Annotated in this window: 21 protein-coding genes; 12 read left to right on the top strand and 9 right to left on the bottom strand. The window is 66.5% G+C overall.

Annotated features, from left to right (window positions below; genetic code table 11):
- Nucleotides 1-51: 51 nt before the first annotated feature.
- The gene (locus ACPYN9_RS11245) at nt 52-804 is read right to left on the bottom strand and encodes a hypothetical protein (protein WP_424466613.1); all 753 of its coding nucleotides are present in this window, start codon (nt 802-804) and stop codon (nt 52-54) included.
- A 155-nt stretch (nt 805-959) separates the two neighbouring features.
- Here ACPYN9_RS11245 and ACPYN9_RS11250 point away from each other — a divergent pair, with 155 nt between their 5' ends.
- Nucleotides 960-1,304, top strand: coding sequence for a hypothetical protein (locus ACPYN9_RS11250; RefSeq protein ID WP_424466615.1), 345 nt, complete (start codon nt 960-962; stop codon nt 1,302-1,304).
- Between the two features lie 34 nt (nt 1,305-1,338).
- Here ACPYN9_RS11250 and ACPYN9_RS11255 read toward each other — a convergent pair whose 3' ends face one another.
- The 5 genes from ACPYN9_RS11255 to ACPYN9_RS11275 are packed head-to-tail and all read right to left on the bottom strand — an operon-like array spanning nt 1,339 to nt 4,992.
- Entirely contained in the window at nt 1,339-2,412 is a 1,074-nt protein-coding gene (locus ACPYN9_RS11255; protein ID WP_424466617.1) for an SIS domain-containing protein, read from the bottom strand.
- 31 nt (nt 2,413-2,443) lie between these two features.
- Complete coding sequence (locus ACPYN9_RS11260; RefSeq protein ID WP_424466618.1) at nt 2,444-3,328, bottom strand: PTS system mannose/fructose/sorbose family transporter subunit IID; 885 nt, start codon at nt 3,326-3,328, stop codon at nt 2,444-2,446.
- On the bottom strand, nt 3,318-4,097 hold the full coding sequence (locus tag ACPYN9_RS11265; protein ID WP_424466620.1) for a PTS mannose/fructose/sorbose/N-acetylgalactosamine transporter subunit IIC: 780 nt from the start codon (nt 4,095-4,097) through the stop codon (nt 3,318-3,320). The genes ACPYN9_RS11260 and ACPYN9_RS11265 overlap by 11 nt, the downstream gene beginning before the upstream one ends.
- Nucleotides 4,094-4,576: a PTS sugar transporter subunit IIB gene (locus ACPYN9_RS11270; RefSeq protein WP_424466622.1), complete on the bottom strand. Its 483-nt coding sequence runs from the start codon at nt 4,574-4,576 to the stop codon at nt 4,094-4,096. The genes ACPYN9_RS11265 and ACPYN9_RS11270 overlap by 4 nt, the downstream gene beginning before the upstream one ends.
- On the bottom strand, nt 4,576-4,992 hold the full coding sequence (locus ACPYN9_RS11275; RefSeq protein WP_424466624.1) for a PTS sugar transporter subunit IIA: 417 nt from the start codon (nt 4,990-4,992) through the stop codon (nt 4,576-4,578). Before ACPYN9_RS11275 ends, ACPYN9_RS11270 begins: the two co-directional genes overlap by 1 nt.
- A 140-nt stretch (nt 4,993-5,132) precedes the next feature.
- Between ACPYN9_RS11275 and ACPYN9_RS11280 the strand changes: the two genes are divergently transcribed.
- On the top strand, nt 5,133-5,921 hold the full coding sequence (locus ACPYN9_RS11280; RefSeq protein ID WP_424466625.1) for a GntR family transcriptional regulator: 789 nt from the start codon (nt 5,133-5,135) through the stop codon (nt 5,919-5,921).
- A gap of 114 nt (nt 5,922-6,035) precedes the next feature.
- The gene (locus ACPYN9_RS11285; protein WP_424466626.1) at nt 6,036-6,764 is read left to right on the top strand and encodes a DUF554 domain-containing protein; all 729 of its coding nucleotides are present in this window, start codon (nt 6,036-6,038) and stop codon (nt 6,762-6,764) included.
- 5 nt (nt 6,765-6,769) lie between these two features.
- Here the strand turns inward: ACPYN9_RS11285 and ACPYN9_RS11290 are convergent, their stop codons facing one another.
- On the bottom strand, nt 6,770-8,122 hold the full coding sequence (locus ACPYN9_RS11290) for a carboxylesterase family protein (protein ID WP_424466627.1): 1,353 nt from the start codon (nt 8,120-8,122) through the stop codon (nt 6,770-6,772).
- Between the two features lie 195 nt (nt 8,123-8,317).
- On the opposite strand from ACPYN9_RS11290, the gene rpmB reads away from it, so the two are divergent.
- The 6 genes from rpmB to ACPYN9_RS11320 all read left to right on the top strand — a co-directional run bounded on the left by rpmB (nt 8,318) and on the right by ACPYN9_RS11320 (nt 11,836).
- Nucleotides 8,318-8,554 carry a 50S ribosomal protein L28 gene (gene rpmB, locus ACPYN9_RS11295; protein ID WP_068483927.1) on the top strand — a complete coding sequence of 79 codons (237 nt, stop codon included), beginning with the start codon at nt 8,318-8,320 and terminating at the stop codon, nt 8,552-8,554.
- On the top strand, nt 8,554-8,724 hold the full coding sequence (rpmG, locus tag ACPYN9_RS11300; RefSeq protein WP_068483925.1) for a 50S ribosomal protein L33: 171 nt from the start codon (nt 8,554-8,556) through the stop codon (nt 8,722-8,724). Before rpmB ends, rpmG begins: the two co-directional genes overlap by 1 nt.
- 2 nt (nt 8,725-8,726) lie before the next feature.
- Entirely contained in the window at nt 8,727-9,032 is a 306-nt protein-coding gene (gene rpsN / locus ACPYN9_RS11305) for a 30S ribosomal protein S14 (RefSeq protein ID WP_068483923.1), read from the top strand.
- A 165-nt stretch (nt 9,033-9,197) separates the two neighbouring features.
- Entirely contained in the window at nt 9,198-9,821 is a 624-nt protein-coding gene (locus tag ACPYN9_RS11310) for a hypothetical protein (RefSeq protein WP_424466628.1), read from the top strand.
- A complete protein-coding gene (locus tag ACPYN9_RS11315) occupies nt 9,821-10,057 on the top strand; it encodes a helix-turn-helix domain-containing protein (protein WP_424466629.1) in 237 nt (78 codons plus the stop codon). The genes ACPYN9_RS11310 and ACPYN9_RS11315 overlap by 1 nt, the downstream gene beginning before the upstream one ends.
- Before the next feature lie 60 nt (nt 10,058-10,117).
- Nucleotides 10,118-11,836: an AMP-binding protein gene (locus ACPYN9_RS11320; protein WP_424466630.1), complete on the top strand. Its 1,719-nt coding sequence runs from the start codon at nt 10,118-10,120 to the stop codon at nt 11,834-11,836.
- Nucleotides 11,837-11,906: 70 nt separating this feature from the next.
- Here the strand turns inward: ACPYN9_RS11320 and ACPYN9_RS11325 are convergent, their stop codons facing one another.
- The gene (locus tag ACPYN9_RS11325; RefSeq protein WP_424466631.1) at nt 11,907-12,929 is read right to left on the bottom strand and encodes a CNNM domain-containing protein; all 1,023 of its coding nucleotides are present in this window, start codon (nt 12,927-12,929) and stop codon (nt 11,907-11,909) included.
- Nucleotides 12,926-14,365, bottom strand: coding sequence for a hemolysin family protein (locus tag ACPYN9_RS11330; protein WP_424466632.1), 1,440 nt, complete (start codon nt 14,363-14,365; stop codon nt 12,926-12,928). Before ACPYN9_RS11330 ends, ACPYN9_RS11325 begins: the two co-directional genes overlap by 4 nt.
- 323 nt (nt 14,366-14,688) lie before the next feature.
- On the opposite strand from ACPYN9_RS11330, the gene ACPYN9_RS11335 reads away from it, so the two are divergent.
- From ACPYN9_RS11335 to ACPYN9_RS11345, 3 genes are all read left to right on the top strand, one after another.
- Nucleotides 14,689-14,976: an HU family DNA-binding protein gene (locus ACPYN9_RS11335; RefSeq protein WP_068483913.1), complete on the top strand. Its 288-nt coding sequence runs from the start codon at nt 14,689-14,691 to the stop codon at nt 14,974-14,976.
- Between the two features lie 216 nt (nt 14,977-15,192).
- A complete protein-coding gene (locus ACPYN9_RS11340) occupies nt 15,193-17,364 on the top strand; it encodes a cytochrome c oxidase assembly protein (RefSeq protein WP_424466633.1) in 2,172 nt (723 codons plus the stop codon).
- Complete coding sequence (locus ACPYN9_RS11345; RefSeq protein ID WP_424466634.1) at nt 17,361-18,647, top strand: ATP-dependent DNA helicase; 1,287 nt, start codon at nt 17,361-17,363, stop codon at nt 18,645-18,647. Before ACPYN9_RS11340 ends, ACPYN9_RS11345 begins: the two co-directional genes overlap by 4 nt.
- The last annotated feature ends 28 nt before the right edge of the window (nt 18,648-18,675 follow it).

Below are 18,675 nucleotides of genomic sequence, written 5' to 3' on the forward strand. Positions count from 1 at the left end.
GCGTAGGCCCGTTGTCGGTGCGTCCCGTGGGAGGTGGACCGCGGCCGACGACTAGTCGAGCGGTTCGAACTCGAAGACACCGGCCGGCGCGGTCGCGAGCAGCCGCTGGCGGTAGGCGTCGCTGAACAATGCCTCGTCGACCCCCAGGATGACGCGGTTGCGCTCGACATCCATGCGCACCGAGGTCAAGCCCTCATCGTTGCTCGTCCACAGCGCCATGACGGCGAGCTCCGCCTGGCAGAGCGTCGCGTACGAGAAGTCGACGAACTCGGCAGAGAACGACGCGCCCTCCGACTCGATCGCGGCGGCAGCGGCCTCCACCTCGGGCGACGCATCCCGCAACCCGCGCCATGTCGCCGCAGCGTCACCCCCGCCGTCTTGAGCGCCGACGACCGACACACGGACCGTGCCGCGAGGCCCAGTGCCCTCCGCGACATCGACGTTGTCGAAGCCGCCCACCTGGTCGCGCAGGAGGAACAGCAGTTCCTGCTCGTTCGCCGCGATTCGAGTGTAGAGATCTGACGATGTCTTCCCGCCTGGCAGGTCGACCCACCTCGCCTGCTGTGTGAGGCACTGCGTCATCTGCACCTCGACCGGCTGCCGCGTCATCTCCACCAGCGGGATGCCCTCGAGCGAGGACTGCGACGGCTGCCCTTCCGATGCCACCTCGCTCGCGTCCGCAGCGATCGACGACGAAGTGGGGGTGGGCTGCGGGGCGCTCGCGGGATCCTGCTGGGCGCATCCCGCGAGCAGCACGAGCGCGGCGCAGACGAGTGAGGTCGTAGCGAGGTGGCGGTGGGGCATGCACCGACTCTAGGAAGGCGACGGCACGCATCCGGTCACAGAACGATACCGACGCGCACCGTGCGCATCACGATTCGGAATCGGCTCCTGGCCCCGCGGGCACCGCCGCGGCTACGTTCAGAGCATCGCGTCCGCACGCCGACCCGGGAGACCTCATGATCCTGACCTTCCAGTTCCAGCCCGTCGACGACCTCGACGCGGCCGTGCAGCACTACCTCGACCTCGGCTGGGAGGAGGCGTGGCGGGAAGGCGAGCACACCGTGTCGCTGCAGATGCCCGAGCTCGAGATCGAGCTGATGCTCGACGACGAGCCAGGGTGGGGACCCGGCGGGCCCATGTACTTCGTCGACGACGTGGATGCGTGGCGCGTCGACCACCCGACCCTCACCACCGGTGAGCCACGCGACATTCCCGGCGGGAGAGTGGTCGAGGTCACCGCTCCGGGCCACACCTACTACGTCTTCTCGGTGGAGGAAGTCGGAGGCTCCAACGAGGGGTGACCTCGGCATCTGATCACCCCTCGTGCAAGGACATTTATCCCGCGACTTTGGTTCGCATGGCCGAGCGGAAGTCGGGGAACGCCGGTTCGATGAGGTCTATGTTTCGCGATGCCGACATGCGATACGCGAGCACCTGGTAGGGAAGGATCATCAAGAGTGGGGAGATTTCTTCGGCGATCTGCACGTCGAGAGCCAGTTCCTGCTCTCTGCCCGTGCTGGTCCCTGAGGTCACGATGTGGACGTGGTCGCAATGGCCCGAAGCGAAGTCCGCGAACTGCCGGAGCCGCTCAGCTGAAGTGGTTCCGCGCACCTCGGTGAGGAAGAGGGTGTACTCGGGGCGCAGCTCGAACAGCGGCCCGTGCATGTACGCCTCGAGTTCCATCCCCTGGACAGGAACACGAACCGTCTCGATGATCTTCGTCTCAGCTTCCACCGCGGTGCCGACATTCGGTCCGAAGCCGAGCACAGAGATTCGGGTTGCCGCTTCGAGCTCCTTCCGGTGCTCTTCGTAGTACCGCTCAGCGCGATCAATGACGGCGCCTGTCGATGCCACGGCTGCGACGATGCCGGGCCGGCCGAGCGCCTCCCGAACCGTTCGCTCTCCGTGCTCCGCAAGTCGAACCGACATGAGGAGCAGGGTGAGGACAGTCGCGCTGACACCCTTCGTCGAGTAGCGCACGGCCTCGTCACCGCAACCGATGTCGAGGCGGCAGTCACCGAGCGCCGCGAGCGGGCTCCGGGTGTCAGCCGTCACGATCAGGATGGGCGCTGCGACTCGGAGTCGGGCCGCCTTCACGGCGTCGATGGTTGAAGAGCTCGTCCCGCGTTGCGAGACCGCGACGACCAGGTCGAAGTCGTTGTCCAGGCTCTCGTATTCGGAGTAGGTGAACGGCTCGACGACCTTCGTCAGGATTCCGGCGACCACCTCGAGGTGCCGCTCGACTGCGTGCACGGCATTGAGGGAGGATCCCGTCGCCAGGATGAGGATGCGTCGCAGCTGGCGTTGTTCGAGGAGGTGGTCGAGCTCCGCAAAGTTCGCGGCCTCGTTGGCGAGGATCTGCTCGCAGCTGAGGGGTTGTTCGTTGATGCAGTCCAGCATCGTTGTCATGGTGTGATTCCTTCGGGTTGTCAGTCAGGGATTATGGCGCGGTGCCCAGCACGCCGGTGAGCGCGCCGAGAAGGCCGACGGCGAAGATGGCGAGCAGGACCCAGGTCGTCTTCCATCCCTTGCCGAGGAGCCAGTACACGAGCCAGAACGCGCCGAGGCCGAGAATGCCCGGCATGATGCCGTCGAGCACGTCCGTCTGGATCGAGCTGACCCCCTCGCCGACTTCGAATTGCAGCGGCACGTACACCGAGACCATGGAGGCCGTGAGTCCGCCGATGACCATGAGACCCACGATGCCGGCCCCGTAGGTGAGGCTCGACATGGCGTCGCTGCCGGAGATGCGCTGCAGCAGCTTGGTGCCGAACTTGTATCCGGATCGCAGGTACAGGTAGGACAGCAGCTGCACGGGGAGGTTGAAGCCGAGGAGGAAGATGATCGGTCCGAGGATGTTTCCCGCCATCGCGAGCGAGACGCCGATGCCGGTGACCAGGAGCCGGATGGTGCCCCAGTAGAGGGAATCGCCGATCCCCGCGAGGGGACCCATGAGTGCGGCCTTGACACTGTTCGCCGTGGAAGGTGCGAGGGTCGGATCTTGGCTGAGCTGCTCCTCGACTGCGGTGGAGACTCCCACGATCGCGCCGGCCACGTACGGGGTGGTGTTGAAGAACTCGAGGTGCTTTTTCAGAGCCCCGGCCTGGTCGGTCTCCTTCTCGTAGAGCGCCCTGACGGCGGGGATCATGGAGTAGGCGAACCCGAGGCCCTGCTGGCGCTCGTAGTTGAATGACGCCTCGATGCTCAGGGCCCTCAGGTACATGCGGTTCAGCACGGCGGTGGTGATCCTGCCCGTCTGCGTCGTCGGTGCCTCTGGGCCCGACTCTGCGAGGCGGGGGTCGGATGCTGCGGTGTCAGAAGTCATCGTCTGCTCCGTTCATGGCGAGTGCTGGCTGCTGTGCGCTGTTGCGGCGGCGTTCCGCGTCGACGAGGACCCAGGCGATCATTGCCGCCCCCGCGGCGAGCCCCACGATCGGGATGCCTCCGTACGTGACGAGCAGGAAGCCGATGAAGAAGAACGGCATGACTCTCTTGTTGATGAGCATCCGGCCGAGGAGCGCGAAACCAAGGGCCGGGAGGATTCCCGTGGCGACTTGGAGTCCCACCGTGACCGGTTCGGGGATGGCCGCGACGAGTGCCCCGATGGCTTCGCTGCCAACCGCGTAGGAGATGCCGACCACGGATGCGAGCCAGAAGATCCAGAGGAACCCGGACAGGATGTGCATGGCGCTGACGCCACGGATCGAGCCTCGGTCGACATACGTGTCGGCCCGGTGGAGGAGCGCCGGGGCGACGAAGACGAAGTGCAGGTTCTTCACGATGAGTCCGAGGGCGGCGATCGGGAATGCGAGTACGAGCGCCGTCTCCGGTCCTGCCCCGGCGTTGATCGCAAGGGCTGTTGCCAGCATCCCGCCGGTGAGGATCTCCGGGGGCATCGCGCCGCCGACGGTGAAGAGGCCGATGAACGCGAGCTCAAGGGTCGCTCCGATCGCCATGCCGGTGACCGGGTCGCCCAGGATGAACCCGACGACGGTTCCCGTGACGATGGGGCGGATGGCGAGGTTGCGTCCTAGGAAGAGGTCGATGAGCCCGAGCGCCAGCGCGGCGATGAAGAGTGTGAGCGCGGTGATCATGCGGGGGCGCTCCCGTTGGCGGCGAGCGGCACCTTGCGATCCGTGGCGACTGCTCGTGCCTCCACCTCGATGCCCCGGGTGGTGAGTGCGCGAAGCCCCTCGAGCTCATCGTCGGTGAGGTTGACGGTGTTGGTGAGGGGCGTCGTTCCCTCGAGTCGCTTCGTGCCGCCGAGGTTGATGTGCTGCACATCGGGGCAGCCGTCGGCGAGGCGGATAGCGTCCGTCACGTTGTCGGTCAGGATCAGCAGTCGGTAACTGTCTGTCTTGCCGGAGTTGATGGCCTCGATCGAGTCGGCGACCGTTTTGATGACGAGCTTGACATCGGCGGGCTTCGCGAGCTTGAGCGTGCTCTTGCGCAGTTCGTCTGACGGCACGCTGTCGTTGGCGATGAGGATGGCGGTCGGGTCCAGGGTTCGCACCCACGACATGACCACTTGACCGTGGATGAGCCGGTGGTCGACTCGGAGCAGTTGAATCATCAGAAGTCGTCTTCCTGATCGGAGTGGGGGAGAGGCAAGACCGTCACGGCGGCACGGGCGCGATCCATCAGTGCCGCGTCGATGGCACCGTCCGCGCTGACAGGCTGGGTCGTCAGCAGTTCGAGAACGAGCGACAGGGTCATGCCGGTGATCTGATGAACGCGGTTGTCGTGCTGATATTCGAGAAGCGTGTTGCTGACGCTGCCCCCGAGGAGGTCGCTCACCAGGATGAGGGTGTCGGCGTCCCCCAGTTCGTCGAGCAGGGCGTCGACGTGGTGGCGGATGGCATTCACATCACCGGAGTAGGAGGGCAGGGCGCGCAGGTCGTCCCTTTCTCCGAGGATGAGGGTTGCGGCGCTGCGCATGCCGGGCGCGATGTCACCATGGCCGGCGAGTGCTACGAGTTGTTTTGTCATGCATTGGTCCTTTCCGTATGCATGATTGGTCTTTCTTGGTCGGTTGAGCTGCCTCGGAGTTTAGGCAGGCGCGGACTCTTCACGGAATGGCCTGGCGCACTTCGTGCCAATTGGAATGCTTTGGTCTATAGTGTGCTGGCATGGAAGACCTCGAGCGGACCACACAACGGGCGACCACGGCTACAGTGCCCGCTTCCCTGCTCGCGCGGGCCGTCGCGGGGCGTCTCTTGGAGTACATCCGATCGCAGGAGATGGCCCCTTCTGGGCGCCTGCCACCAGAGCGGGTGCTCAGCGAGCAGTTCGAGGTGAGCCGCTCGACACTGCGCAAAGCGCTCAGCCTCCTCGCGGCACAGGGCGATGTCGCGCCCGCCCCGCAGTCGGGTTGGTTCGTCACGAACGTTCCGTACGGTCCGCCCCCGCGTCAGTTGCTCAGCTTCACGGAGATGGCCAGACGCCGCGGTCTTTCGGTGCAGACGCAGGTCACACACCAGCTGACGCGCTTCGCGAGCCACGAGGAGCGCCAGCGGCTGCAACCGCGCGACTCCGACCGTGTCCTGGAGCTCGAACGCGTTCGTCTCCTGGAGGGCGAGCCGATCTGTGTCGAACGATCAGTCATAGCGCTGTGGTTGACGCCGGGCCTCGACGAGGAGTCCTTCGTCGATCGCTCCCTCTATGAGCTCATGAGCAACCATGGCGCGACACCATCACGCAGCGACTTCATCGTCTCGGCCGCGCTCGCGGGAAGTATTGCTGCCGCGCTCGGCGTCGATGCGAGCGATCCGGTGCTCGTCGGCGAAGAGCTGAGCTACAACCAACACGGAGCGCCCCTGCACTTGAGTACTTCGAATTACCGCGCCAGCGCGTACCGGTTCCAGGCGACCTTGACGGCGGCGCGGGCGAGTTCTCGAGGGACGCATCCGCCACCGTAAGTTGCAGGTGCTGCGGCGCGGCCGCCAACCCAACTGTGCTGCGATATCGGTCCGTCCGGTCAGCCTTGATCTTCTGGGTCCGCGACCCGGTCGCGGCGGCGACATAATCGGAGCGTGATCATCGGGTCAGGGACGTTGGTGAACGTCGCCCTCATCCTCGTCGGCGGGTTGCTCGGCATGCTCCTCGGCGACCGCCTCACGGAGCGGACCAAGGCAACCGTGACCGCGGTTCTCGGCCTGTTCGTGATCGTGCTCGGGGGCATGAGCGTCGTCGATATGGGGTCCGAGGCGCTCGCGGACGCCGCAGGCCCCTTCGCGATGATCGTCATCCTGCTCTCGCTCGTGTTCGGCGCGCTGTTCGGGTCGTGGATGCGCATCGAGGACCGTCTCGAGAGCGCCGCAGCCTGGGTGCGCGGGCGCCTCACCAGCGAATCCGACGGCGACAACCGCTTCGTCGACGGGATGGTCACCGCGACGCTCCTCTTCTGCGTCGGACCGCTCGCGATCCTGGGCCCCATCTCCGACGGCCTCGGCCTTGGTGCCGAGCAGCTGTATGTCAAGGCGGTACTCGACGGATTCGCGGCGATGGCGTTCGCGTCGACGTTCGGGAAGGGCGTGCTCTTCGCCGCAGTCCCCGTGGGCATCCTGCAGGGCGCGTTTACGCTCGTCGGGTTCCTGGCGGGAGACGTCTTCAGCGACGCGCAGATCGACGGCCTGTCCGCGGTCGGCGGGCTCATCCTCATCGCGCTCGGCGTGCGGCTCGTTCCGCTCCGCGCGATTCCGGTCGGAGACCTGCTGCCAGCGCTGGTCATCGCCCCGGTCGCGCTCGCGTTCTTGGGCTGAGGTCGTCAGCGCCTGCGTGCCCCGCGCCGGCGGAACCGCACCACCCCGCGGATGCTGTCGGTCGCCGCGGGCAGGGAGCCCCGCGCGAAGTCGGCCCAGACGGCGCGCATCCGCTTGCCTTCGCGGTCGATCTCCGCCCAGCTCGCACCCCGCACGAGGGGAGCCTTGGCCCAGGTCTCCTGGCTGCCGAAGAGCAGTGGCAGGTCGATCATGTGGGAAGCGCCCCACACGTTGTGCGGTGCCTTCCAGCTCACGATGTACGTGGATGCGCGCCCGCCGGCCCGCACGTGGCGCCGTACGAGCCTGGCCGCGTCGCGTGTGTAGACCAGCCAGGTCAGCGCGCGCATGACGAGCCCGGTAAGCGGCCGCCCGACGATCGGCAGCTCGCGCATCCGCTTCGTCACGGGAATGCGCGGCACGAACAGGAGCGCCTCCTCGGTCGTCCAGCCGACGAGCAGCTCGATCGAGCCTGCGTTCGCAGCACGTGCCGCGAGCACTCCGGCGGTGTCCGGCAGCGGATGCTGGCCGTGCTGCGGACTGAACGACATCGCGCCCTGCAGGCCATACTCGGCCGCCACATGGAGCGCAGCCGCCTGCGCCCGCACCACGTCGGCGACTGCCGAATCCGGGGTGAGGGCGGCGGTGGCGTCGAGCATCCTGCCCTGCATCTCCTCGCGGCCGCCCGCGACGTTCAGCGGGGCGCTCTGGATGATCGCCCGCCGGAAGAGGGTCGGCGCTTCCGGGAGGGCCAGGAGTTGCGCGATCGCGTGGGCGCCCGCCGACTGCCCGTACGCCGTCACCTGGTCGGGGTCGCCGCCGAACGCCGCGATGTTGCGCTGCACCCACCGGAACGCCTCGATGATGTCGAGCAGCCCCAGGTTCGCGGGTCTCGCATCCGTGCCCCCGAGGAAGCCGAAGAGGCCGAGACGGAAGGTCACGTTCACGGCCACCACGCGCTGCTCCGCGACCAGCGGGGCTGGGTCCATGACCGGCGCGTCTCCCGCTGCTGAGACGTACGAGCCGCCGTGGATCCAGACCATCACCGGCAATCGCTCGTTGCGCTCGAGGTCGGCGGGGAGTGTGATCGACAGGTGCTGGCAGCGCTCGTCGACGCCGAGGTCGCCGATGCCGCTCCCGAGCACCTCCTCGAGTACCGGCATCGGCGGCTGCGGGCACGCGGGCGACCAGCTCGTCGCCTCGAAGACCTGCGCGTGATCTGGTGCGGGAACCGGCGGCTCGAACCTGTTGGCGTCGGCGTAGCGGATGCCCGTGGCGCGTACGAGCCGGGCACCAGGCCACTCCTGTGTCCACCCCCGAATCGGACCGCAGGGAGGGAAGAACGTGGAGGAGGAGGCCATGCTCGAGTGTGGCACTCTGCCGCGCACACACTCTGGTTTCAGGCTTGCGCTCTCTCGGGCGTGTCGCCTAAGCTCGATCCTTGGTGCGTCGGGGTTCCCCTCCGGCGCGACCGTGTTGGTGTGCAACCGCCATCGACGCAGACAAGAGATCTTGGGCGGGGCCTTCTGGTTCCCGCGGTATCTACGGAGGAAACAATGGCAGCAGTGTGCCAGGTGACCGGGGCGGTTCCCGGATTCGGTCACAACATCTCGCACTCGCACCGACGGACCAACCGTCGGTTCGACCCGAACATCCAGAAGAAGAAGTACTTCGTGCCTTCCATGAAGCGCACGATCACGCTGACGCTTTCGGCGAAGGGCATCAAGGTCATCGACGCACGCGGCATCGAGTCCGTCGTCGCTGAGCTTCGTGCGAAGGGAGTCAAGTTCTAATGGCGAAGAAGAGCCAGGACGTTCGTCCGATCATCAAGCTCCGCTCCACCGCTGGAACGGGCTACACGTACGTGACGAAGAAGAACCGTCGCAACACGCCTGACCGCCTCGTGCTCAAGAAGTACGACCCGGTCATCCGCAAGCACGTCGAATTCCGAGAGGAGCGCTAAACATGGCCAAGAAGAGCAAGATCGCCAAGAACGAGCAGCGCAAGGTCATCGTCGAGCGCTACGCGGAACGCCGCGCAGAGCTCAAGAAGGCGCTTGTCGACCCGAACGGCACCGACGAGTCGCGCGAGGCAGCTCGCGTCGGCCTGCAGAAGCTTCCCCGCAACGCTTCGCCGGTCCGCGTTCGCAACCGCGACAGCATCGACGGACGCCCCCGCGGCCACGTCTCGAAGTTCGGCATCTCGCGTGTCCGCTTCCGCGACATGGCGCACCGCGGTGAGCTGCCAGGCATCACGAAGTCGAGCTGGTAGGCACCAGCCCGCCAGCACTGGCGTCGAGCTTTCCCGAAACCCCCGAGCGTTCTCGCTCGGGGGTTTCGTGTCTCCGCATCACCGCGCCCTTAGGGCCCGGGGGGTTGCGCATCCGGCCATATCGTTTATCGTTATGCATATCGAGAAACGATATGGAGGATGACCATGAACGCACGACAGAACGCGGCAGGCATCGACCGCGAAGCGAAAGAACTCGGATACCTCTGGCCCCTCGGCATCGCCGCAGCAGGGCTCGTGGTCCTCAAGCCGCTCGAGAACCTCGTCGGCTACTTCGTCGACGGCAGCGTCAGGGTCAACGCGTCGTTCGAGGGGGCGGCTGTCTCGCTGCCCGCCCCGGTCGGAGCCGACATTCCCCTCCAGGGCGCCTCGACGATGCTCGTCGCCGGCGACCTCCTTCCAACGGGAGCACTGGTGCTGCTGCTCATCGGGCAGGCCATCGGCGCCCTCCTCAGCGTGGCCGCGGTCTGCGTGCTCTTCTTCTTCGTGAGAAACCTCGCGAAGGGCGACTTCTTCGGCCGCAAGAGCATCCGCCTCCTCGACTGGTCGTCGGGCCTGGTGGTCATGGCGCTCGCAGCCCCCGGCTTCTTCGAACTGCTCGGCACGAACTGGACCATCGCGAAGCTCGGGTGGGACGGTGCGGATGCGCCGGAGCCGACGATCCTGGATCAGACGTGGACCTTCCTGCTCATCCTCGTGATCTTGCTCGTCGTGAACCTCATCATGCGCCGCGGCGCCCGCCTTCAGCTCGATCAGGAAGGGCTCGTCTGATGACGCCCGACCCCCTCGAAGAGCCGCACTACATCGTGTGTCACCTCGGCGAGATCATGGCCAGGCGCGGCATCACGCTCGTGGAGCTGTCGGAGCGCGTTGGCATCAGCGTCGTCAACCTGTCCGTGCTGAAGAACAACCGCGCGAAGGCCGTGCGCTTCGAGACGCTCGCCCGGCTCTGTGCCGTGCTCGAATGCAAGCCGGGCGAACTGCTCGACTACCTGCCACCGCGCTGATTCCGGGGCAACGCCCACGGCGGCGGCGGAATGTCGGCGGCGTGCATGAGAATGGCACGCATGTCAGATGTTCGAGGCGTAGAGGCCTTCCGCAACGCACGTGACCAGCTGCTCGCCCTTCGCACGGATGCGGAACGCGCGCGCCTGGAGTTCGATTGGCCCGACGTCGGCGACAGCTTCAACTGGGCACTCGACTGGTTCGACGACATCGCGGCAGACAACCCGCGCACTGCGCTCTGGATCGTGGAAGACGACGGCAGTGAGGCGAAGTACAGCTTCGACGACCTGAGGCTCCGCTCGAACCGGGTCGCGAACTGGCTGGCCGAGCAGGGCATCCGCCGCGGCGACGTCATCATGCTCATGCTCGGCAACCGCCGGGAACTGTGGGAGGCGATGCTCGGGGCGTTGAAGCTCGGTGCCGTCATTCTCCCCACCTCGGTGGTGCTCGGGCCGCACGATCTCGACGATCGCGTCGAGCGAGCACGGGTGCGCCTCGTTATCGCCGAGGAGGCCGACGCGGTGAAGTTCGACAACGTCCTCGGCAGCTACCGCATCGTGCAGGTCGGCGCCGGCCTCGAGGGGGCTGCGCGCGAGGCATGGCTCGACTTCAACGACATCTACGATGCCCCTGACACCCCGGTCGAGAAGCAGACCTCCAGCGACGACGCCGCGCTCATCTACTTCACCTCAGGTACGACGAGCCACCCGAAGATCGTCGTCCACTCGCACCGCTCCTACCCGGTTGGCCACCTGTCCACGATGTACTGGATCGGCGTCGAACCGGGAGGCGTGCACCTCGCCATCAGCGCCGCAGGCTGGGGCAAGCACGCCTGGAGCAGCTTCTTCGCGCCCTGGAACGCCGAGGCGACGGTCTTTGTCGTCAACTACCAGCGCTTCGACGCAGCCCTGCTGCTCGAGCAGCTCGACCGGGCAGGCGCGACTTCGTTCTGCGCCCCGCCCACCGTGTGGCGCATCCTGGTGCAGCACGGCAGAACGCCGAGGCCGGGCGCCATGCGCGAGCTGCTGTCTGCCGGCGAGCCGCTCAACCCCGAGGTCATCGCGCGCATCCACGACTGGTGGGGTCTCGAGATCCGCGACGGCTACGGCCAGACCGAGACGACGGCGCTCATTGCGAATGCGCCGGGCTCCGTCATCAAGCCAGGTGCCATGGGGCATCCGCTGCCAGGCATGAACGTCGTGCTGCTCGACCCGGTCACTGGCTCCGAGGGGGACGAGGGCGAGATCTGCCTCGACATGCGCGGCGAACGGCCGTTGAACCTCATGACCGAGTACCTCGGCTCGCCGGCCGCAACCGACAACGCCGTGCGCGACGGCTTCTTCCACACTGGCGACGTCGCGGTCCGCGACGAAAGCGGATGCATCACCTTCGTCGGGCGCACCGACGACGTGTTCAAGTCGTCGGACTTCAAGGTGTCGCCGTTCGAGGTCGAGAGCATCCTCCTCGAACACGACGCCGTCGCCGAAGCTGGGGTGGTCGGCGCACCGGATGCGACGAAGCTCAACATCACCAAGGCGTACGTCACGCTCGCCGCAGGCTGGGAGGCGAACCGGCAGACCGCGCTGGAGGTGCTGCGGCACGCACGGGCAGCCATGCCGCCGTACATGCGCGTCCGTCGGCTCGAGTTCTTCGAGCTCCCCAAGACCGCGTCGGGGAAGATCCGACGCGTCGAGCTGCGAAACCGCGAGATCGAAGCCGAGGGCGCACGCCTCGAGGGGGAGTGGCGCGACGACGACTTCCCTGAAATCAAGCGCCGGTAACGCCGAACGGCCCTCGAGTTCCGAGCCTTGAGAGGAACGGAGCACGAGGGCCGCGAGGCGGACCTGGGCCTTAGCGAGCGATCAGCGTCGCCTCACTCGAACCTGGCAGCATCTCGCGCAGCAGATCGTCGAGGGTGACGACGCCGACAAGGCGGTCGTCCTTGACGACGGTGGCGATCTGCACGCGTGCGCGGCGCATGCCCGCAAGCGTGTCGTGTGCCGACTGCTCCGGAGTGACGACGAACGCGCGTCGCGCGATGGCCGAGACCGGCGTGTCCGAGGGCACGGCGAGCGTGTCTCGAACGTGCGCGACCTGCGACTGCACGCCGGATCCGACGAGGATACGCAGGTGGCCGGACGAGGCGGCAACGGCCTGCACGTCAGCCACCGACGCGGTCGACGGAACCGAGGTCGGAACGCGATCGGTGCGGACGATGTCGCCAACGGTGAGCGTGCTCAGTGCGATCGCGCGGGCAATCGGCTCCGAGTACTGCTCCTCGAGCGTTCCCGCCGCCTTGGAGTGCGCGACGAGCTCACGGATCGTATCCGCATCCTGCCCGCCCGCTGCCGCCTTCTCGACGGGCTCCACTCCTGACGCCTTCACGAGGCGGTTCGCGATGTGGTTGATCCACAGCAGGAACGGGCGCAACGGCCAGGTGAGTGCTCGCGCCGCGATTCCCGTCGCCTTCGCCGCAGTCTCCGGATGCGCGATCGCCCACGACTTCGGGGCCATCTCGCCGATCACGAGGTGCAGGAACGTCACGACGATGAGGGCGAGCATGAAGGCGATGATGTCCGCGAGCACGTAGGGCAGACCCCATGCCTCGAAGACCGGTGACAGGGCGTAGTCGATGGCGGGCTTCGTGACGGCACCCAGCAGGAAGGTGCAGGCGGTGATGCCGAGCTGCGCGAACGCGAGCATCACGGTCAGCTCGTTCAGGCCACGAAGCGCTGCCCTCGCTGAGGCACTCGTCTCCGCTTCCTCCTCGAGACGGTGCCGGCGGGCAGCGAGCAGCGCGAACTCGACGATGACGAAGAAGGCGCTCGCGACGATCAGGGCCGTCGTGATGATCGTGACCATCCACCAGCTCATCGGGCGACCTCCTCAGTGTGGGCTGAAACCGGCACGGCAGGCGCCGTCCCGTCGATCTGCGGAGCCTCGTCGGACGAGTCGTCGTCGAGGTCGCGCTCGCGAAGGTGCACGATGAGCTGCGAGGGCACGCGCCGCGCGACTTCCGCGACCTCTACGTCGAGCCAGCGCTCGATGTGCAGGTCCTGGATGGTCTCGCTGGGCTTTTCGGGGAGGTCGATGCGCAGCGTGGTGCCCACCTCGGGCAGATCGCCGTACTCGTGGATGACCAGCCCGGCGATCGTCTCGGCGATCTCCGTCGGCAGATCGTGGCCGATGAGGCGCTCGACCTCGTCGAGGTGCACGTCTCCCGGCAGCGTCCACTGGTCGTCGCCCAGGCTCGTGATCTCGTTGACCTCCAGGTCGTGCTCGTCGGAGATTTCGCCGATGACTTCCTCGGTGAGGTCCTCGATCGTGAGGATCCCGTCGAAGTTGCCGTATTCGTCGACGACGCAGGCGAGCTCGTTGCGGGTCTGACGCATCCTGTCGAGCGCGACAGGGAGCAGCATCGTGGTCGGCAGCACGACAGCCTCGCGCATGATGCTCGTCACCGGGGCATCAGCGTCCGGGTTGCTCTGGAGCAGGTCGATGAGCTCGACCACGCCGACAGGGTTGTCCTCGTCACTGATCACGGGGTACCTGGTGTGGCCGGCCGCCATGAGCTCGCGCACCTCACGGATCGTGGTGTCGGGTGAGATCGAGTCGATCTGCGATCGCGGCACCATGGCGTGCTCGACGTCGCGCTGCGGGAAGTCGAGAATGCGGTCGATGATCATCGACAGGTCGTCGGGCAGGTCGCCGCTCGCTCGCGACTCCTCGATGAGCGCTTCGAGATCACGCGCAGTGGCGCTCTCGTCGACGTCCTCGAGGGGTTCGATGCGCAGCAGTCGCAGAAGTGCGTTCGCAGCGATATCGAAGACCGAGATGAGCCAGCCGAACGCGAGCAGGTAGAGCCGCGTCGGCACGGCCAGGGCCCTGGCCAGTGGTTCTGGGCTGGCGATGGCGAGGTTCTTCGGGTACAGCTCGCCGAAGATCATCGTGACGATGGTCGCGAGGAGCAGTGCTCCGACGGTGCCGATCGTGACCGAGATCGCGGGGTCGATACCGACGCCGCCGAGCAGCGTTCCGATCGATTCGCCGATAAGTGGTTCCGCGACGTACCCGATGAGCAGGCCCGTGACGGTAATGCCGAGCTGCGCGCCGGACAGCATGAACGAGGTGCGCTTCGTGATCGCGAGCACCCGCTTCGCTTTCGCGTCGCCCTTCTCGGCGAGCGCCGTCATCCTCGAGCGGTCGACGGACATGTAGGCGAACTCTTGTGCGACGAAGAATCCGCACGCGGCGATGATCGCCAGGGTCAAGAGGATGCCCAACAGCAGTGTCAGGACGGCCTCTAGCATTCGTGGTCACCCCCTCGATACGCGAGGGGGTTGGGAGAGTGACCCTCCTGGTCGGAGGATGTCGAGTGTTTACTCACTTGCTTCTTTCTCGTAGGTGATGGTGAGGCATTACAGGATAGAGGACCATGGTTTCTGGGGCATGAGAGCGCGGTTTTGCCGGGAATTGGGTGGCAAGTCTCGGCGTGTCAGGCGAATCTGCATGCCGGAGGCCCCGCTTTTGGTAGGTTGACGAAGGTCCTGCCGCGGAATCCCGCGGAACTGCAGGACTTCTGAAACCAAAATGCTGCACTCGCAAGGGCGGGGCCGCGTCCTAAGGAGGACATATGGCAGACAAGACTGTGAACAAGACCGAACTCGTTGCCGCGATCGCCACTGAGACCGGCCAGAGCCAGGCTGTTGTTGGAAGCGTCCTCGACGCACTCTTCAGCGAGCTCGCCTCGAACGTTGCCAAGGGCACCAAGGTCACGATCCCGGGCTGGCTCTCCGTTGAGCAGACCGCTCGTGCCGCACGCACCGGCCGCAACCCTCAGACGGGTGAAGCCATCCAGATCGCCGCTTCGAAGGGCGTCAAGATCTCGGCTGGCTCGAAGCTCAAGGCTGCAGCTAAGTAGTCGCTCGCGCCTGAATGCACGCGGGGTCGCTTCCACTCGGAAGCGGCCCCGCGTTCGCGTGTGCTGAGGTTCGTTCTCCGGCCGGGGCGTGCGTTCGCCGGCTGCCGGGCTGGGGCCGGTTCCCGAGACCCGGGTGGCGGCCGGGTGGCGGTCGGCGCGCATCCGCCTGTGGATGACGGGGCCGCCGCGCCGGTGACGATCTACACTTGATGCATCATGCCTACGCCCCTCGTCCCCGGTTCAGCAGACGAGGCGACGACGGCGGTCTCGGCCGATTCCGCGAGCAAGGCCGACCGTCTTCGCGCGGCTGCCGACTCCTGGTCTCTGCACACCAAGCGCACCATCGTGCTTGGCCCTGCGCTGTTCCTCCTGGCGGCACTCGCGGCCGTGGTGTGGGGGCTCGCCTACGGTGGGGGCGCGACGCCGCTCATCGTTTCAGACCCTGGGCCCATCGTCATGTGGGGCGTCCCCATCGCCCGTCTGGTGCTCAATCTCTCCGCGTCGGTGACGATCGGCGCGCTTGTGCTCGCGGCGTGGGCCGCGAGCCGCAAGCAGCCCGAGTTCGAGCGCGCCATGACCATCGCTTCGTCTGGCGCGGCCGCCTGGGTCATCTCGACGGTCGCCGCCGCGTTTCTCACGTACCTGCAGATCTCCAACGCCGCGTTCTCGCTGGACGCCGCGTTCGGGCAGGGGCTGCTCTTCTTCTTCACCTCGTTGGAGCTCGGTCAGGCCTGGGTGCTGGCGATCGGCATGGTGCTGCTGCTCTCGATCGTGGTGTTCGCGAGCCGCAGCCCGTGGATGGTCGGGCTCTCGGCCGCGTTCTCGTTCTTCTGCCTGTGGCCGCTCGGCGCACAGGGGCACGCTGCCGGAGCGGCGAACCACGAGACCGTCGTCGGCGGCATCACCCTGCACTACATGGGGGCGGCGCTCTGGCTCGGAGGTCTGCTGGTTCTCGCGATCCTCGCTCCGCGGCTCCCCGATGTTCGCCGTCTTGCCGTGCTCGAGCGCTACTCCTCGCTCGCGCTCGTCGCGTTCATCGTGGTCGCCGCATCCGGCGTCGTCGCGAGCGTCGCCAACATCGGCTCGTTTGCTGAACTGGCCACGCCCTATGGGGTCATCGTCATCGTGAAGGCACTCGTGCTGGTCGCGCTCGGCTTCATCGGGTGGGCGCAACGGCGGGGACTCATCAACCGGATGCGCGCGGCCGTCGAACGCGGCGCATCCACTCGCAAGCCGTTGGTCTGGCTGATCTCACTGGAACTCGCGTTTATGGGGATTGCCTCGGGTGCCGCCGCCGCGCTTGGCCGCACGCCCTCGCCGGTCACCGAGGTCACGGCGGATCAGCTCGCGTCGCCGACTCCGGCACAGCTGCTCACCGGCGAGCTGCTTCCTCCCGAGTTCGAGCCGTTCCGGCTACTGACCGAGTGGCGTCTGGACCCGATGTGGACGACGCTGTGCCTCTTCGGGCTGTTCTTCTACATCGCGGGGGTCTTGCGGTTGCGACGTCGCGGCGACGACTGGCCGCTGGGTCGCACGATCTCGTTTGTCATCGGCGTCCTCATCCTGCTCTACCTCGTCAACGGCTCGCTCATCGTCTACGGCAAGTTCGTCTTCAGCTTCCACATGACGCAGCACATGTTCCTCACCATGCTGGTGCCGATCATGTTCGTGCTCTCGGCACCCATGACGTTGCTGCTGCGAGCGGTGCATCCGCGCCACGACGGCAGCCTGGGCACCCGCGAGTGGGCGCTGAAGTTCGTGCACTCGAAGTGGGCGAAGTTCTTCTCGCACCCCATCGTCTCTGCGGTGGTGTTCGCGGGATCGCTGCTCGTCTTCTACTACACGCCGTTGTTCCGGTGGGCTGTCACCGACCACGTCGGGCACATGTGGATGATCGCCGACTTCCTCATCGTCGGCTACCTGTTCGCGAATGCGCTCATCGGCATCGACCCGATCGGCACGCGCGCGCCGTACCCGATGCGCCTCATCGCGCTGGTGCTGGTCATGACGTTCCACGCGTTCTTCGGCCTCAGCATCATGAGCGGCACCGGGCTGCTGCTCGCCGACTGGTACGGGGCGATGGGCAGGCCGTGGGGTGCGGATGCGATCACCGATCAGCAGATCGGGGGCGCCATCGCGTGGGGTGTTGGAGAGGTGCCGACGGTGATTCTCGCCATGCTGGTGGCCTACTCGTGGTCTCGTTCCGACGATAGGGAGGCGAAGCGGCGCGACCGCAAGGCTGACCGTGACGGGGACGCGGAGCTCGAGGCCTACAACGCGCAGCTCGCGCAAATGGCGGAGCGCACGGCGGCGCTGGAGAAGCGCAAGCAGGAGCGCAGGGAGCAGCAGGAGACGCAGCGACAGCAGGAACAGGGGGCGAAGCAGTGACGATCGTCCTCACTCCTGAGCAGCAGGGGGTCTTCGACGCCATCGAGCACACCCGCGATCACCTGTTCGTGACTGGCCGCGCTGGCACGGGTAAGTCGACACTGCTCAATCACCTTGCGTGGCACACCTCCAAGCAGCTGGTGATCGCCGCCCCGACGGGCGTCGCGGCGCTCAACGTCGGCGGCCAGACCATCCATTCGCTGTTCAAGCTCCCGATCGGTGTGATCGGGGATGCGCCCATCGAGCAGAACGGTGATGTTCGGAAGCTGCTGAACAAGATCGACACGTTGGTCATCGACGAGGTGTCGATGGTCAGCGCCGATCTGATGGATGCGATGGATCGCTCGCTGCGTCAGGCGCGGCAGCGGAAGAACGAAGCGTTCGGTGGCGTGCAGATCGTCATGTTCGGCGACCCGTTCCAGTTGGCGCCGGTGCCGCCGTCCGACCCTGACGAGCGCGCGTACTTCCGGGACCATTACCGCTCGCTGTGGTTTTTCGACGCGAAGGTGTGGCAGGAAGCGGAGCTGCGCATCCACGCGCTCCGCGAGATCCACCGGCAGCACGAGGATGAGTTCAAGAACATTCTGACGGCGGTCCGGTACGGGCAGGTCACGGCCGACATGGCGAATCGTCTCAATTCGGTCGGGGCCAGGCCGGCACCGCTCGACGGAACGATCACGCTCGCGTCACGCAATGCGCAGGTGTCGCGCATCAACGCACAGAACCTCGAGCGGCTGCCGGGTGCCTCCATGACCGCGAACGCCGACATCTCCGGCGAGTTCGGCGGCCGGAACTTCCCCGCCGACGAGCGCCTGGACCTGAAGGTCGGCGCGCAGGTCATGTTCCTTCGCAACGATTCCGACGGGCGCTGGGTGAACGGCTCCATCGGGGAGGTGACGCGCATCGACAAGACCGTCTACGTCGAGATCGATGGCGACGAGCACGAGGTTGAGCCCCTGGTGTGGGAGAAGCTGAAGTACTCGTACTCTCCGGATACGCGCGAGCTGTCGCGCGACGTCGTGGGGGAGTTCACGCAGTTCCCACTGCGGCTCGCCTGGGCGGTCACGATCCACAAGTCGCAAGGCAAGACCTACGATCGCGCGGTCGTCGATCTGGGTTCGCGCGCCTTCTCACCCGGGCAGACCTACGTCGCGCTCTCGCGCATCCGTGCCCTCGATGGGCTGCACCTGTCGCGCCCGCTGCAGCCGAACGACATCTTCGTCGATGAGAACGTGCTGCGGTTCATGAAGTCGGTCGGTCAGGCTGCGAAGCAGCAGGCCTAGTCCCGCGAGCTGCGTCGCGCAGGTTCCC

This window comes from Pseudoclavibacter helvolus (genome assembly GCF_049707175.1).
GTDB classification, from domain to species: Bacteria; Actinomycetota; Actinomycetes; order Actinomycetales; family Microbacteriaceae; genus Pseudoclavibacter; species Pseudoclavibacter helvolus_A.

Bases quoted from the DNA above. Each gene is read 5' to 3' on its own strand.
- ACPYN9_RS11280 (WP_424466625.1), top strand. From the start codon at position 5,133: ATGGAAGACCTCGAGCGGACCACACAACGGGCGACCACGGCTACAGTG.
- ACPYN9_RS11250 (WP_424466615.1), top strand. From the start codon at position 960: ATGATCCTGACCTTCCAGTTCCAGCCCGTCGACGACCTCGACGCGGCC.
- ACPYN9_RS11265 (WP_424466620.1), bottom strand. From the start codon at position 4,097: ATGATCACCGCGCTCACACTCTTCATCGCCGCGCTGGCGCTCGGGCTC.
- rpmG (WP_068483925.1), top strand. From the start codon at position 8,554: ATGGCGAAGAAGAGCCAGGACGTTCGTCCGATCATCAAGCTCCGCTCC.
- ACPYN9_RS11330 (WP_424466632.1), bottom strand. From the start codon at position 14,365: ATGCTAGAGGCCGTCCTGACACTGCTGTTGGGCATCCTCTTGACCCTG.
- ACPYN9_RS11255 (WP_424466617.1), bottom strand. From the start codon at position 2,412: ATGACAACGATGCTGGACTGCATCAACGAACAACCCCTCAGCTGCGAG.
- ACPYN9_RS11320 (WP_424466630.1), top strand. From the start codon at position 10,118: ATGTCAGATGTTCGAGGCGTAGAGGCCTTCCGCAACGCACGTGACCAG.
- rpsN (WP_068483923.1), top strand. From the start codon at position 8,727: ATGGCCAAGAAGAGCAAGATCGCCAAGAACGAGCAGCGCAAGGTCATC.
- ACPYN9_RS11340 (WP_424466633.1), top strand. From the start codon at position 15,193: ATGCCTACGCCCCTCGTCCCCGGTTCAGCAGACGAGGCGACGACGGCG.
- ACPYN9_RS11290 (WP_424466627.1), bottom strand. From the start codon at position 8,122: ATGGCCTCCTCCTCCACGTTCTTCCCTCCCTGCGGTCCGATTCGGGGG.
- ACPYN9_RS11260 (WP_424466618.1), bottom strand. From the start codon at position 3,328: ATGACTTCTGACACCGCAGCATCCGACCCCCGCCTCGCAGAGTCGGGC.
- rpmB (WP_068483927.1), top strand. From the start codon at position 8,318: ATGGCAGCAGTGTGCCAGGTGACCGGGGCGGTTCCCGGATTCGGTCAC.
- ACPYN9_RS11275 (WP_424466624.1), bottom strand. From the start codon at position 4,992: ATGACAAAACAACTCGTAGCACTCGCCGGCCATGGTGACATCGCGCCC.
- ACPYN9_RS11270 (WP_424466622.1), bottom strand. From the start codon at position 4,576: ATGATTCAACTGCTCCGAGTCGACCACCGGCTCATCCACGGTCAAGTG.
- ACPYN9_RS11315 (WP_424466629.1), top strand. From the start codon at position 9,821: ATGACGCCCGACCCCCTCGAAGAGCCGCACTACATCGTGTGTCACCTC.
- ACPYN9_RS11310 (WP_424466628.1), top strand. From the start codon at position 9,198: ATGAACGCACGACAGAACGCGGCAGGCATCGACCGCGAAGCGAAAGAA.
- ACPYN9_RS11325 (WP_424466631.1), bottom strand. From the start codon at position 12,929: ATGAGCTGGTGGATGGTCACGATCATCACGACGGCCCTGATCGTCGCG.
- ACPYN9_RS11335 (WP_068483913.1), top strand. From the start codon at position 14,689: ATGGCAGACAAGACTGTGAACAAGACCGAACTCGTTGCCGCGATCGCC.
- ACPYN9_RS11245 (WP_424466613.1), bottom strand. From the start codon at position 804: ATGCCCCACCGCCACCTCGCTACGACCTCACTCGTCTGCGCCGCGCTC.